Source organism: Amycolatopsis sp. A133 (assembly GCF_031082405.1).
Taxonomy (GTDB): Bacteria; Actinomycetota; Actinomycetes; order Mycobacteriales; family Pseudonocardiaceae; genus Amycolatopsis.
The window spans coordinates 12,654-26,430 of record NZ_JAVHJU010000023.1 but is presented as its reverse complement, the minus strand read 5'-3'; the positions used below and the strand labels follow the sequence as shown (position 1 = coordinate 26,430).

Here is a 13,777-nt window from a genome sequence, read left to right as displayed (position 1 = left end):
CACCATGCTCGAAATCGACAACGTGACCATGCGCTTCGGCGGTGTGACCGCCTTGCGCGAGGTCAACATCAGCATCAACGAAGGCGAGATCTTCGCCCTCATCGGGCCGAACGGCGCGGGCAAGACGACGGTGTTCAACGTGATCACCGGCGTCTACCAGCCGACCGAGGGCCAGGTCCGCTTCGACGGCGACCGCATCGACGGCATGAAGCGGTTCAAGGTCACCAAGCGCGGGATCGCCCGGACGTTCCAGAACATCCGGCTGTTCCACAACATGACCGCGCTGGAGAACGTCATGGTGGGCGTCGACGCCCACCACAAGACGGGCGCGATCGGCGCGACGCTCGGCCTGCCGTGGCACCGCAAGGAAGAGAAGCACGGCCGTGAGCGGGCCCGTGAGCTGCTCGACTTCGTCGGCATCGGCCGGGTCGAGCACAACGTCGCGAAGAACCTCTCCTACGGCGACCAGCGCCGGCTGGAGATCGCGCGGGCGCTCGCGACCGATCCGAAGCTGCTGCTGCTCGACGAGCCGGCCGCCGGCATGAACCCGGCGGAGAAGAACGACCTGCAGGCGCTGATCCGCAAGATCCGGGACGACGGCCGCACGGTGCTGCTGATCGAGCACGACATGGGCCTGGTCATGCACATCAGCGACCGGCTGGCGGTGCTCGACTTCGGGCAGAAGATCGCAGAAGGGCTGCCGCACGAGGTGCAGAACAACCAGAAGGTGATCGAGGCGTACCTGGGGGTGTCCGAAGATGCTTCTTGAGGTCGAGGACATCAACGTCCACTACGGCAAGATCGCGGCCCTCAAGGGCATGAGCATCCAGGTCGGCGAGGGTGAGATCGTCTCGCTCATCGGGGCCAACGGCGCCGGCAAGACCACGACGCTGAAGACGATCTCCGGGCTGCGGCCGCTCACCAGCGGCCGGATCCTGTTCGACGGCCAGGACATCTCGAAGACCCCGGGGCACAAGCGCGTGCTGCTCGGGATCGGCCAGTCACCGGAAGGCCGGGGCGTGTTCCCCGGCATGACGGTGCAGGAGAACCTCCTGATGGGTGCCTACACCCGCAAGGACGACCTCCAGGCCGACCTCGAGGAGGTCTACGAGCTGTTCCCGCGGCTCGCCGAGCGCAAGACGCAGTTCGGCGGCACCATGTCGGGCGGCGAGCAGCAGATGATCGCCATCGGCCGGGCGCTGATGACGAAGCCGAAGGTCCTGCTCCTCGACGAGCCGTCGATGGGCCTGGCGCCGATGCTGATCGCGCAGATCTTCGACATCATCCGCGAGATCAACAAGCGCGGCACGACGGTGCTGCTGGTGGAGCAGAACGCCCAGCAGGCGCTGAAGCTGTCGGACCGCGCGTACGTGCTCGAGACGGGCCGTGTGGTCCAGAGCGCCCGCGGGATCGACCTGCTCAACGACCCGAAGGTCCGCGCCGCCTACCTCGGTGGCGACCTCGGCGTCTGAGTTCTGGTGAAGGAAGGGGCCCGGCCTTTCGGCCGGGCCCCTTTTTCACAGCTTGACGTCGGTGCCGGTGAGGTTCTTCATGTCGGTGATGGTGGGACCGCCGAAGGCCCTGATCGCGGCCGGCGTCCGGTCCTTGGGGATGTCCCAGTAGAGGTCGAACTCGACGCGCACGCCGTGCCCGAGGTCGAACTGGCCGGGCTGGCGCTTGATCAGCATGGCCTGCTCTTCCGGCGGGCGCGCGACGCCCTGGTCGTCGACGAGCAGCTGCCGTTTGGTGTCGAACAGGACGCTCGAGGTGCCGGTGTTGGTCACGACGAGCCGCAGCCGCACGAACTGGCCCTTGGCGGGGAACTCGGTGTGGCTCCCGGTGATGCTGGACAGCCCGGCGGCCAGCCCGATCAGGGTGAACTCGGTGTCACCGTTCTTCACAGGCGGCAGCTTGAGGGCGGTCTCATCGGGCCGCACCGGCCGCGGCGGCAGCTCGTAGGTGGTGGGCGCGGGCGGGCTGGGCGGTCCGGCTTGGCAGCCGGCGGCCAGCACCAAGACGACGACGGCCGGCAGGAGTTTCACCCGGGTGATTCTGCCTGCCGGCCGTCGTTCCCGGCTAGCTCCCGATGCTTTCGACGACGGCTTCGGCGACGGCCTTCATGGTGGTCCGCCGGTCCATGGCGGTCCGCTGGATCCACCGGAAGGCATCGGGCTCGGTGAGCCCCTGACGGCTCATGAGCAGACCCTTGGCGCGGTCGATGACCTTCCGCGTCTCAAGCCGGTCGGTCAGCCCGGCCACCTCGGCCTCGAGGGCCTGCAGCTCGGAGAACCGGCTGACGGCGAGCTCGATGGCGGGCACGAGGTCCCGCTTGGCGAAGGGCTTGACGAGGTAGGCCATGGTCCCGGCATCCCGCGCGCGTTCGACGAGATCCCGCTGGCTGAAGGCGGTGAGGATGACAACGGGCGCAATCCGGTCACCGGTGATCTTGGAAGCGGCCTCGATGCCGTCCAGTTTGGGCATCTTGACGTCGAGGATCACGAGATCGGGCTTGAGATCGGTGGCCAGCGCGATGGCCTGCTCGCCATCCCCGGCCTCCCCGACGACTTCATAGCCCTCTTCACGCAGCATTTCGACGAGGTCCAGCCGGATGAGCGCCTCATCCTCCGCGACGAGCACCCGTCGCTGCGGCACGGTGGCGGCACCGTTGGCCTCGGTAGCCTGATCGGTCACCGGGGTCCTCCTGAAGACTCGGCGGGGCGTGGTCGGTTCGCGGCTTCCCGCGAACCTGAAGCCTACCGGGAACGATCCAGTTGCCGAGATGGCGTTCACCACGTAGTGGCCCGCACAACACCAGCCGACCCGCCCACGCCCCGGGGGCGGTGATCCCGTAGAGTCACGACGTCACGCCCCCGTAGCCCAACTGGCAGAGGCAACGGATTCAAAACCCGTCCAGTGTGAGTTCGAATCTCACCGGGGGCACGATCCAGAACCCCACCGGCACGCCCCTTGGGCGTCCCTTGCGGGTTCATCTGGTCGCCTATCCTCTCTGCTGTGCCCGCGACCTCGCTGACCTGGTCGGCGGGCAGGGTGATCGTCATTGTCGCATGCTCGCCCTTGTCGTGGACCTGGACGCTGAGCTGAACCACCTCGAAGAGGGTCCTTAAGAGGTCCTCGGGTGCCTTTGCCAGGTTCACCGCCAGGTATGGCAGCGCGTCGAGGATCGACAGAGCCTCGGCACTCGGCTTGTCCGGCTCGGCTCCGACCGACTCGTCGACGGCGTCAAGCTTGGCGGCTAGAGCGGCGCGTTGGGTCTCGAGGTCGTTGTACCGCCCTCTGAGCGCCTTGGTGAAGGCGTCATCGGGGTCTCCGTTCATCGCTTGCTCGAGGACCGACTCCTGCTTCTTGGCGAGGCCGTCCAGTGCGTTCTGCAGCTGCGCGCGTTGCGCCTCGCGTTCGTCGGCTTCGCCGGTGTCCATGCCGGCCAGCTGAGCGTCGAGGATCGCTCGGCGTTCCTGGCCGAAGACGCGGTCGGCGAAGAACGCGGTGACGGCTTCGAGGAGTGCATCTTCGCGCAGGTAGAGGGTCTTCGGATGGCCCCGGTAGTTATCGGGCCGTCCGCGGTTGTTGTTGCTCGGTCGGCACAGGTAGTAGGGCCGGCCGTGGCGGATCTCCCCCACCATGCGGCGGCCGCACGGGCAGTAGATCACGCCGCGGAACAGGTAGGTCCGCTTCGTCTGCGGATGTGAGTTCGGCTCGTTGCTCGCTCTGGAGCGCTCCTTGCTCCTGCGGCGTGCGATGAGCTCGTCGTACATCCACTTCGGGATCAGCGGTTCGTGGGCGGGCTCGGGCGACCAGACCCACTTGACCGGGTCGTTGTGCTTGCCCTTGCGGGACCGGGTGGCCCGGCGGTTGTAGACCTGGTAGCCGGTGTACTTGGGGTTCCGGAGGATGTCGTTGACGCTCGACCTGCTCCAGCAGCCCCGGGCTCGGCGGCTGTCCGGCGGGCATGGTGGCGGATGCTTGACGAGGTCTTGGTTTAGCAGGTCCGCGATGGCGTCGGTGCCCAGGTGGTCGTAGTAGGCCCAGGCAGCGATCTGCGTGACCGTCTCACCGCAAGGGCCATCCGGCTCGAGGCGGGATTTGGTGAATCCCTTTGCCGCTTTCGCCGGATTGGGATGCCGGAAGACCTTGGCCTTGTAGCCGTAACAGGGCTTGCCGATGTTCCAGCCCTCGCGGACGTGAGTGCAGGTACCTCCCCAGGACTGTTCGAGGGTGTTCAGGACCTCGTACTCGGCGACGGACTGGTTGATCCGGCGCTGCAGGATCCGCTGGGCTCGGCTGCCCGAGACGCTGATGGTCTCGTTCGCGGCGAACAGCGAGACCTCGCACCGCTCGAGGTCTCGTTCAACCGAGAGTCCCTCGAAGGCGCGGCGGGCGACACGCGCGATGTTCTCGCAAATGACGACGTCGAACCTGCGGTTCGGTCTCGCAGCTTCCCGCAGGAGGTCTGCGATGCCTCCGTCGCGGGCGATGGGGATGTCGAAGCGGTCGTAGTGGTCCCCACGGCCACGCCGGTCCAGTTCCATCCGTCCGGATTCGACGTCGTAGAAGTGCGCGACGATGACCCAGGATTCGGGCAAGGCTGTCTTGCTGTTCCCCAGCTGGCGCAGGATTGACTGGCGGGGGTCCTGCTGGTCCTCTGTGGAGGTTCGCCCCAGGAAGGCGACGCGGACCTCGTCGCGCAGCAGGGCCAGTGGCATGCCCAAGGGCGAGACGGCGTGGTCGGACAGTCCCGATGGCCCCGAGACACCGGCGTGAAGGCCACGCTGGCCGAAACCGGGCAGTCCGGGGGCGGGAGGGTTGACGATCACACGCTCGGGTGAATTCATGGCGATCAGGCATCCTTGGCGGGTTCAGCGGACGACGCGTCGGCAGCCCAACGAAGAAGATCTGCCGATGCGCGAGCAAGCCGGGCGCGCAATCCTTCTGCGCTTGCTCCACCGACAAGCTCGATGCGGCCAGAGAAATAACATTTCTCACCGCGGGAATGCTCCTGATCGTAACACCATGGGGGACCGCTCTGGCGCGATGCCAACTCCCCCATCGGGACGCGACTGCGCCCCGATTCCTCTGCCGAGACTGCCACTTCGACCACCGAGACCGTTCGCGAGACCAGGGTCGAGACCGGCATGACTCCGATTCACAGGTCTCGCAACCCACGTCAGGGATAACTCTCGAACGAGACATGCGGAAAGACGTGATCGACAATTCAATATTGCGGCAGGCCAGCTTGATCGCTACGACCGATTGGCCAGTAGCGTGCTCACCAGAGCGCTCGTTTCCTCATCGAGCTCCAGGTCAAGTGAGGCCGCGAGGGCGGCAAGCTTGTCGGCCGTCTGACGAACGGCTGCGAGGTTGCCCGCGCGGTACTCGATGCGGAGCAAGTCTCGGTACAGGATCTCGCTCACCGGCTCGGCGAGCAGGCCGCGCATGGCTGCCCGGCGTGCCGCGGGGAGGTCACCGGCCTTCTGGTAGGCGTCAGCCAGCGTGTGGGCGACGTCCACGATCGCATCGATCATCTCCCGCTGGTGCCACGAGCTCCACGCGTACCTGCCGGCCGGGACGTTGCCGAACGGGGTCCCCCGAACCAGGTCGAGAGCCTGCTGCAGGTCCGAGACCCCGCTGTCTCGGTCGGCGAGACCACAGCGAGCCAAGTCTCGGAAGATGCGCCAGTCGGAGGTGAACGAGTCCGACATCCGGTAGCCGCCGTGACGGGCGTCGACGTTCGGCACGTACGGCTCGCCCTTCTCGTCTCGGCCGAGCCACGTGCGGAGGCGCGAGATGTAGCCCTGCCGGGTCGCCGCGGACCACGGTTGGGTGTCCATGCCGAGCTGGTGGGAGATTTCGTCGGCTGTCACGCCGGGGTGCAGGGCAAGGAACGCGGCCAGCTCGGTCAGGCGGTTGAGCTTCTTGCCCTCCACGGCTCGCGGGTCGGCCCCGCTCAGCCGGACCGGACCCAGCAGCTGGAGAGACGGCGATGCCGCCACGGTGGGGTGTGGCGCAACCAGCGCTGGCGGCTCGCGTGCCTGGCGCGGCTCTGGCGCACCCTCTTCCTCCGGCGGGACGCCCCGGTATTCGTAGTGCAGTACCTGATTGGGCTCATCCGCCTCGGCGAGAGCTGATACGAGTTCGGCGACCTGCGCCGGTGAAAGCCTCTGCAGCTCGATGTCCTCGCCCAAGACCTCTACCGGCGTGAACCTGTTCGTCACGTCGAGGTGCCACGCACCCGGCAGCACGACTTCTTCGTCGTGAGCTGCCACGACGGCGTCCAGGCGAAGGGGCTGAAGGCGTTGCACGACGTCGCCGGTCAGCGGGATGGCCGACAGCAGCACCTGAGGCCGGTCTGGTTCGGGCTCGAGCGACTCGATGGCGTCTTCCCAGCCCGACGTGAACCGGAGTCGATCCGGGTGGGCCTTGGCCGAGGTTCTCCCCACACCGACCAGCGTGATCTGCGTCCGAGCGGCCCATGGAGCCGCGGCGAGGTCCCAAGCCATGGCGAGCAGGACAGGCTCGATCGCCTCACAGTCGCCACCGAGGGTAAGGACGCCCACTTCTCGCAGGTCAATCAGGACGAGGTCGCGCTTCTGGGTGTGCCCGAGGGACACCAATGCCGGATACGGCGGCGGGACGTCGACGCCGTCGAGATTCGCAATCGAGTCCAGGCGCCATTCTGTCTGCCCTGACTTGACGAACGGCTCGATCGGCTTGCTCTTCCCGGCGAGCCGAAGCTTGATCCCCTCCGCCCCGATCTCCACGGCTCGGAGCTTCGGCAAGTCGTCTCCGACGTGTCCCGCAAGCGTTTGCAGCGCCCGAGCCAGGTCATCCACAGTGGCCGGATGCTCGGCCGCACGGAGAGCGTGTTCAAACGGGCGAGACTCTTTGATGTGGATGCGGTGTCCGGGACGACGGCGCCGCTGTGCGCGGCGTCGCCGGATCACCAGCAGGGTGAGCAGACCGGCGGCGAGGACACCACCGACGCTCGTCAGCACGACCGACGATCCGTCGTCCGCCTCGGCGGCCGACGTCGGCGCCTTCGAGGGCTGGCTGATCGGGGCAGGGGTTTCGCTGCCAGCCGGCTCCGGCGGTTGGACGGGTTGAGGCGGAGGCGGAGGCGGAGACGGTTCAGCCGGCTGGCAGGAGTCGGAGACGCGGACGAACACTGCGGCTGCTGGAGCCCCGCCACCTCCGGCGGCTGGCTTCGGTGAGCGGGGTATGCGCAGGACATCGCCGGGATGGATCGTGTCGGGGTCGTCGAGCAGGTGCCCAGCGGGCTCGAGTCGTCCGCGGTTGAGGTCGAAGATCTCGCGGTACCGTCCAGCGTCGCCGAGTTGTTCGCGGGCAATCTGGGTCAGCGTCTGACCAGGCCGCACGACGACTTCTTCGCAGTCGGAGTCATGCGGCAAGCGCAGGACCCAACCGGGCCGAAGCAGGCCGGGGTTCTGGAGGGAGTGGCCGTCAGGCTGGCGGACGCCGCGGTTGAGGTCGTAGATCTCCTGGTAGCGGGCGGCGCTGCCGAGTTCGCCGGCGGCGATCTTCGTCAGGCTGTCGCCGGGGACGACCACGTGCGTGGGCGAAGCTTCGTCGCCAGCTAACTCCGTAGCTTCGGCCGCTGTGCCCGTCAGTACGACGAGCAACAGAGCCGCAGCCGTGCGCTGTGCCCATGCGAAGCCAGGCAACTGGGGCACGGTGGCGCCGCGGAGCCGAGCAACCACTTCCAGCGCGATCGCGACCACCAGCTGGAGCCAGGCGACGAAGCCCGCGCCGACCAACAGCAGCAGGAAGAGCTGGCCGGTGTCTTCGCTCGTCAGCCATGTGGCGACCTCGGACGCCGACGGCATGCGGTCAGGCAGGTAAGCGGACCGGAAGTGCCACAACGCCATCGGCGGCACCGCGACGATCGCAACCAGCGCGGCGACGCCGGCGAACAGCCTCGCAGTCGTTCGCATCGCACTCCTCCTACCCCGCCGAGACCACGACGGCCGCTCCGACGCCATGGACGGTGAAGGAGGGGATACGGATCGAGCCAAGGAAGACGGTGGACCTGGTGATCGTCGTCTCGACGATCAGGCGTCGGCCGTCCCACCGCGCGGTTCCGCCGGCACCGAACGCGGTGAGGTAGCGCTGAGCTTCGACCACGGCCAGCTGGGGATCGACGTCGGTATCGGTCCCCTCGGCCAACGCGTGGGCGCGCAGTGCCTGGCCGCCGGCGCGCGCTGCTTCCTCGGCAATCGAGGTGGCTTGGGAGTATGCCTGGCCTTTGCGCGTGCCGTCGACGGCGAACCCGACACCGACCAGCACCGCGATGCTCAAGCCGAGGATCAAGACGGACGCCGAGCCGCGTTCTCCGCGCAGCGACCTCATGATCGGGCCCCGTACCGATCGATCGGAGAGCGGAACTCCGAGCGGAGTGTCTTCGAGCCGATCCCCGGAACGAGGTCGACGAGAGGCACGACGCAGGTCACGGTGGCGATGACGTATCCGGTCTCGCCGAGTGACTTGGCGAAGTCGCGGGCGTCCACGTTCACGTTCAGGCTCCTGCACGTCAACTTCTGCTCGGCTAACACCGCGCGGGCGCGCCGGTCCGCCGTGATCGCTGCGGCCCGGCCGTCGTGAGCGATCGATGCTGCCCGACTTGCTGCGCGGGCTGCATCGTCGATGGCCGCGTCGGCGACAAGCACGCGAAGACCGACCAGGCCGAGTTGGAAGATCAGGAAGAGTGCGACAATTCCGACCACCGCCTCGATGGTGATGTCGCCCCGCTCAGACGGCTTCACGGCCGCAGCTCCTCGATCGGGCCGGACGAGGTCTGGCTGATCGGAAACTGCGCGAACGGCACCAGCGACACAGCTTCCCCGGTGACCGTCACCGACACGTTGCGTCCGTCGGTCTCGGCGTGCGCGGCGACCTCGTTCAGCCATGAGCCCGTGGCTCGGGTGACATAGCCGGCCGCTGCCGAGGCAGCGGCCGCGGTGTCCACCGGTGGGAGCCGCGCCGCGTGGACGCCGTCGCGGGCGGCTTCGAGCGCGACGCTGCGGCCGAGCAGTACGACCGCGACCTGCAGGATCGCCCAAGCGACCAGCAGGATGGCACTGAAGATGATGGCCGCGACGTTGTCGTCGCCGCGCTCACCCGCCAGCATCAGTGGCCGCCGATCAGCGGGAGTTTGCCGTTGACGAAGGCGGTGATGCCGGCGCCGATCAGCGTGGCGACGGTGATGCCGAGTGCGGCGTAGAACGCCTTGGTGATGTTCTCGTCGCCGCGCTCGCCCTCGTCGGCGAACTGGCTCAGCCTGGCCTGGATGTGAAGCCACCAGAACGTGATCTTGCCGAGCATGATCTTCTCCCTTTCAGGTGTGGAGCATCAGGTAGAGGCCGGGGAACGCGAGGAAAGCGATGAACGCCAGCCCGAGCAGGGCGACGGGCATGTCCATGCGGTCCGAGCGGACCGATGAGCCGGTCTTGCGGTCGGCGAGCTGCTTCTCGTCCAGGGCGGCGGCCTTGGCGCGGAGGGTGTCGACGATGCCAGCGCCGTCCTGGCCGGCGGCGGCGATGATGTGCCCGATGTCCTTTAGCTCGCGGACGCCGGTTTCCTCAGCCAGCTCGGTGAAGCCGTCCCAGGGCATCCGGCCGCGCAGGGTGGCTTCGTCGATGGCCAGCTTGATCCGCTGGAATGCCCAGCCCGAGCCGAGGGTGGCTGGGGCGCGCAGGGCCTCGACCGGTCCGCGGTCGCCGAGCCGTCCCAGCGCGACGAGCCGGCAGTAGGCCGCGAGTGCGCCGGCGAACGCTGCCCGGGCGTGCTTGACCTTGCCGTTCAGCATGATCACCGGCAGCTGCCAGCCCAGGAGCGCGCATCCCACGGACGCCGCACCGGTCAGCACGATAGGCGGCGCAGCACCGACCAGCGCCAGGACGACGGTCAGAACCGGGATCCACAAGGCACCGACGAGCAGCAAGCCGACCCGCTGGACCACAAAGGACTCCCGTGACTGGCCGACTAGCGCGAGGTCAACGGGTTTCGCGATGAGCTTCAGCCGGTCCGCCCGTGCGACGAGACCATGGCGTAGTCCCTGCGGCGTCTCGTGGAGCACGTCGGCGAGCCGTGGCCGCGTCGGCGCGAAGGCCGCCACAACCAGCGTCACGCCAACCGCCGCCACGATCGCCAGGGTGATCAGCGCTGCTTCGGTGCTCATGGTCGCTCCCGGCGGAGGAATCGCGCTGCCGGAGGTTCGACACCGAGCCGACGCAGCCACACCACCGCAACGCCGACGACGCCGAGCACCCCAGCGAGCACCAGCTGTCCGCCGACCGAGCTGTAGACCGAGGTATAGCTGTCGCTGCCGAAGGCGGCGAAGCCGACGAACATCACGGCCCAGAGCCCGAGCAGGATCCGGGCGGCGGACCGCCTCCGGGCCCGCTCGGCCTCGACGTCCCGGCGGGCCGCGACGTCGGCGGCGATCTGCCGGGCCAAGGTGGTCAAGAGCTCGGCGGTGCCGGTCCCCTGCCGATGGGCGACGCAGAGGCCGGCCGCGGCGGCGTCACCAATCTGGTCGTCGAGGTCGTCGGCGAATTGGAGGAGGGCGTCCGCGACGTCCCAGCTGCGCAGACGCTGCCCCAGCGTCGTGACTTCGGGACTGATCGCGAGCGGCGCGTCGTGAGCCGACCCCTGCAGCGCGCCGACAAGGCCGGCGTTGCCCGCGCGCAGGACGTCCGCGAGGCGTCGCAGCCAGTCCTCGAGCGCCTCCAGCCGCTCGATCCGCTCGGCGGCGAGCTTGCCGGCGCCGAACAGCCACGGCAGGAAGACACCGGCTGTGGCGATGGCGAGTCCGGCGACCGGCCAGCCGCTGACCAGCCAGACGAGCGCGCCCGCGCCGCAGGCCACTGTCCATCGTGCTGAGCTGCGTCGCCGGGCCGACCACCAGGCGAGGAATCGTCGGCCGCGCCGGAACGCCGGCACGTTGTTCGGCTCAAGACCGTGGATGCCGAGGACGGCCAAAGTGAGGCCCAGGCCTGCACCCGCGCCGGCCAGGGTCAGGACGAACTCGGTCATCGCCGGCTCCGATCGGTCAGCCAGCCGCCGTCGCCGCTGCTCGTCAGCCAGCTGCGGTCGAAGCCACCACGTTCGTAGTCCTCGATGTCGGTCGGCAGGTTCCCGGTCGGCACGGAACGCCGACCCTCCGCGGGGGCGAAGAGGAACGTGCGGGCCGGTCGCCCGTACTCCCCTGGCTCGACAGCGACGATCTCGGCGATGTGGCGATCGAGACGGCCAGGAACGTGCACCAGGTCGACGTGGACGATCAGGTCGATGGTGTTGGCGACGACCTCGTAGGCGAACTCGGGCGTCCACGCCGCGTTCGCCTCCAGGCAGAGCAGGACCATGCGGTGGATGGCCTGCGCGGCGCTGCGCGCGTGCAGAGTGGACAACGAACCGGCACCGCCGGCGGCGAGCGCGTTGAGCATCGGGACAATCTCGCTCCCGCGGACCTCCCCGACGACCGTCCGCGCGGTGTGCATCCGCAGCGACTGCCACACCAGCCGTGGAAGGTCGACGCCACCGACCGGCCTACCGTTCTCCCAGCGCTCGGTGTTGCCCTCCCGCTCCTCGAAGGCGACCACCGCGGGGAACCGGTCACGATGGCGGTGCAGGCCGAGCTCGAACTCGGTCTCCAACGTTGCGAAGCGCTCGGTGGGCGGAACCTCCCAGCACAACGCCCGCAGCAACGTCGTCTTCCCGGCCTTCTGCCGACCGCAGATGACGATGTTCTTCTCCGCCCGGACCGCCGCGCGCAGGAGCGCCAGCTGAGCGGTCGAGAGCATGCCGCGCTGCCGCAGCGCCTCCAGGCCCGCGGTCGGCAGCCGGTGCCGTCGGATCGAGATGTGCGGGCGGTCGGTGACGCCGATAGCCGCGGCCAGGCGTTCCCCGCCGGGGAGTTCCATGTTGAGAAGCGGGCGGGCGTCGTTGATCGTGTGCTCGGTGCGGCCCATCCGGGCGGCGACCCGCTGCAGCCACTGCACAACAGCTTCGTCGGTGGCGGCGATCCGCGGGGCCCGGCCGACACGGCCGTCGTGGTAGGACAGCCACACCGGGTCGCTGCCGATGATGTCGATGTTCTCGACCTCGTCGTCGACCAGAAGGGCCTCGAGCCGGCCGAGGCCGAACATCTCGGCCAGCACAGCCGACCGGATCGCCAGCTCTTGCTCGAAGTCGAGGAACGGCCGCCCGGAGCTGGCCCACTCCTTGATCACCGTCGCGAGGACGTCGTCGAGCAGGATCTCCGCGGCCGCCCGCTCATCCCGTTCTCCCGACGCGATCTTCTGCTGCACCAGCGGCGCCAAGCGCTGCTGCACCCGGTCGACGATCTCGTCGAGGTCCGCGAACGCGGCGACGTCAACGGACATGGCCGTTCACCACCGGTGGTGGCTTCCGCAGCCAGCTCATGCGCTCCATCGCGCGGCGGCCGATCTCGTCGGCGGCTTGGCGAGCGTGGGTCAGGAGGGGCGATGTCTCGAACTTCCGGCCGGGCCGGTGCAGGTCGGTGAACTGCGCCGCGCAGGTCGGGTCCCAAGGCAGCGCGCCGACGACGTGCAGGCCGAGTTCCTTGCCGATCTCGCTGTGCGGAAAGCGCTGATGGGTTCGGGAATCCGGGTCGGTGATCAGGACCACGAGCCCTTCGTTGTCGAAGATGCCGTGCTCCTCTCGGAGTACGCCCGCGGCTTTCACGAGGGTCTGCAGCGAACCGCGACAGTTGCGCACGACCACGACGACGAGGTCGGCTTCGGACAGCACCGCAGTCGGCGTCGCCCGGCTGCGGAACCGGCCGCAGTCGGCAAGGACGTCGACCGTCTCCAGGTCCAGGAACAGCGAGGTCAAGCGGCGCCAATCCAGGCTGTCGGCCTCTCGCGGAGAACTCGCTCCGGCCAGCAGGTGGTGCCGGCCGGTACCGTCCGGCAGGACGAGCAGCTGGCTCGACATCGCCCGGTGCAGCGGCATGGTCCGCGCCTGCAGCATCAGCTCGAAGACTCCGGTCCGGCTGTGGCTGCCGTCCGGGTCGAACACGCCGAGCGCGCGTCCACCGGTCGGGTCGCACTCGGCGACCACCGCGTGGCGTGGCCAGACCCAGGTCAGCGCCATCGCAGCCGTCGAGACGCCCGGGCTGCCGTTCACCGAGATGAAGGAGATCAACACGTCGATCACCGATCCTTCGGCAGCACGACGATTGCGACGCCGCCAGCCGATGCCCGCGAGGCGAGCTGCACGCCATTCGCTTCCGGCACGACGACGTCCACCACCTGCGTCGAGGTCGCATCGCGATCGCTCACGCTGATCACCGCGCCTCGGACCGGCGGCCATGCGTCGGCACCGGCAGGGACCAGAAGGATCGGCTGACGCGGCTGCAACGGCGCGGCGGGTAGCTGGCCGGGCTTCACTGGCACGCCGATCAGCTGCTGCCCGGCGCCCGGCACCGTGGCCGAGCCTGCGACCGCGTCGGGCGTCACGATCTCGCCCGGCTCGAGGTCCGTCGGGGCCGTCCGCCCGACGATCTGGAACCGCTGATCCCACGGCATCGGCCGGAGGCCTGGGTCCGGCCGGACCTGGACCTCGCGCAGCGCCTCGGCGGTGATGACCTCGCCGTAGCGAACCGGCCGAGCGACACCGACCGCGGCCACTGCGTCGTCCGTCGCCCGGAAAATCCAGACGATGCCCGCGGCCGAGACCGCCGACAGCACTACACCCATCAGGACGAGCAGCTTGGACCGGC

Annotated in this window: 15 protein-coding genes, 1 tRNA gene and 1 pseudogene; 4 read left to right on the top strand and 13 right to left on the bottom strand. The window is 68.6% G+C overall.

Annotated elements, in window-relative coordinates:
* The first annotated feature begins 4 nt into the window (after positions 1-4).
* Positions 5-769 carry an ABC transporter ATP-binding protein gene (locus tag Q5425_RS17800; protein ID WP_396135189.1) on the top strand — a complete coding sequence of 255 codons (765 nt, stop codon included), beginning with the start codon at positions 5-7 and terminating at the stop codon, positions 767-769.
* Positions 759-1,472 (top strand): ABC transporter ATP-binding protein, encoded by a 714-nt coding sequence (locus tag Q5425_RS17795; protein ID WP_308673359.1) that lies wholly within the window; start codon positions 759-761, stop codon positions 1,470-1,472. The genes Q5425_RS17800 and Q5425_RS17795 overlap by 11 nt, the downstream gene beginning before the upstream one ends.
* Before the next feature lie 45 nt (positions 1,473-1,517).
* Here Q5425_RS17795 and Q5425_RS17790 read toward each other — a convergent pair whose 3' ends face one another.
* Together Q5425_RS17790 and Q5425_RS17785 are read right to left on the bottom strand one after the other, a co-directional pair.
* Positions 1,518-2,042 carry a hypothetical protein gene (locus Q5425_RS17790; protein WP_396135186.1) on the bottom strand — a complete coding sequence of 175 codons (525 nt, stop codon included), beginning with the start codon at positions 2,040-2,042 and terminating at the stop codon, positions 1,518-1,520.
* Positions 2,043-2,076: 34 nt separating this feature from the next.
* Complete coding sequence (locus Q5425_RS17785) at positions 2,077-2,691, bottom strand: ANTAR domain-containing response regulator (RefSeq protein WP_020646628.1); 615 nt, start codon at positions 2,689-2,691, stop codon at positions 2,077-2,079.
* Positions 2,692-2,866: 175 nt separating this feature from the next.
* On the opposite strand from Q5425_RS17785, the gene Q5425_RS17780 reads away from it, so the two are divergent.
* A tRNA-Leu gene (locus Q5425_RS17780) sits at positions 2,867-2,940 on the top strand.
* 620 nt (positions 2,941-3,560) lie between these two features.
* Here Q5425_RS17780 and Q5425_RS45745 read toward each other — a convergent pair.
* Positions 3,561-4,013: pseudogene (locus Q5425_RS45745) on the bottom strand (recombinase family protein); the annotation flags it as partial.
* 15 nt (positions 4,014-4,028) lie between these two features.
* Here Q5425_RS45745 and Q5425_RS17770 point away from each other — a divergent pair.
* Positions 4,029-4,637 (top strand): hypothetical protein, encoded by a 609-nt coding sequence (locus tag Q5425_RS17770; protein WP_308673357.1) that lies wholly within the window; start codon positions 4,029-4,031, stop codon positions 4,635-4,637.
* A gap of 621 nt (positions 4,638-5,258) precedes the next feature.
* Here Q5425_RS17770 and Q5425_RS17765 read toward each other — a convergent pair.
* Genes Q5425_RS17765 through Q5425_RS17720 form a run of 10 tightly spaced genes read right to left on the bottom strand, consistent with a single transcriptional unit; the run spans position 5,259 to position 13,754 of the window.
* Positions 5,259-7,967 (bottom strand): LysM peptidoglycan-binding domain-containing protein, encoded by a 2,709-nt coding sequence (locus Q5425_RS17765; RefSeq protein ID WP_308673356.1) that lies wholly within the window; start codon positions 7,965-7,967, stop codon positions 5,259-5,261.
* 10 nt (positions 7,968-7,977) lie between these two features.
* Complete coding sequence (locus tag Q5425_RS17760; protein ID WP_308673355.1) at positions 7,978-8,382, bottom strand: pilus assembly protein TadG-related protein; 405 nt, start codon at positions 8,380-8,382, stop codon at positions 7,978-7,980.
* Positions 8,379-8,795 carry a hypothetical protein gene (locus Q5425_RS17755; RefSeq protein ID WP_308673354.1) on the bottom strand — a complete coding sequence of 139 codons (417 nt, stop codon included), beginning with the start codon at positions 8,793-8,795 and terminating at the stop codon, positions 8,379-8,381. The genes Q5425_RS17760 and Q5425_RS17755 overlap by 4 nt, the downstream gene beginning before the upstream one ends.
* Complete coding sequence (locus tag Q5425_RS17750; protein WP_308673353.1) at positions 8,792-9,160, bottom strand: hypothetical protein; 369 nt, start codon at positions 9,158-9,160, stop codon at positions 8,792-8,794. The genes Q5425_RS17755 and Q5425_RS17750 overlap by 4 nt, the downstream gene beginning before the upstream one ends.
* Positions 9,160-9,354, bottom strand: coding sequence for a hypothetical protein (locus Q5425_RS17745; protein WP_308673352.1), 195 nt, complete (start codon positions 9,352-9,354; stop codon positions 9,160-9,162). Before Q5425_RS17745 ends, Q5425_RS17750 begins: the two co-directional genes overlap by 1 nt.
* Before the next feature lie 13 nt (positions 9,355-9,367).
* Positions 9,368-10,210 (bottom strand): type II secretion system protein, encoded by an 843-nt coding sequence (locus Q5425_RS17740; protein WP_308673351.1) that lies wholly within the window; start codon positions 10,208-10,210, stop codon positions 9,368-9,370.
* Positions 10,207-11,067 (bottom strand): type II secretion system protein, encoded by an 861-nt coding sequence (locus tag Q5425_RS17735; RefSeq protein WP_308673350.1) that lies wholly within the window; start codon positions 11,065-11,067, stop codon positions 10,207-10,209. Before Q5425_RS17735 ends, Q5425_RS17740 begins: the two co-directional genes overlap by 4 nt.
* A complete protein-coding gene (locus Q5425_RS17730; protein WP_308673349.1) occupies positions 11,064-12,416 on the bottom strand; it encodes a CpaF/VirB11 family protein in 1,353 nt (450 codons plus the stop codon). Before Q5425_RS17730 ends, Q5425_RS17735 begins: the two co-directional genes overlap by 4 nt.
* Positions 12,406-13,212, bottom strand: coding sequence for a hypothetical protein (locus Q5425_RS17725; RefSeq protein WP_308673348.1), 807 nt, complete (start codon positions 13,210-13,212; stop codon positions 12,406-12,408). Before Q5425_RS17725 ends, Q5425_RS17730 begins: the two co-directional genes overlap by 11 nt.
* The gene (locus tag Q5425_RS17720) at positions 13,209-13,754 is read right to left on the bottom strand and encodes an SAF domain-containing protein (protein WP_308673347.1); all 546 of its coding nucleotides are present in this window, start codon (positions 13,752-13,754) and stop codon (positions 13,209-13,211) included. Before Q5425_RS17720 ends, Q5425_RS17725 begins: the two co-directional genes overlap by 4 nt.
* Positions 13,755-13,777: the final 23 nt, after the last annotated feature.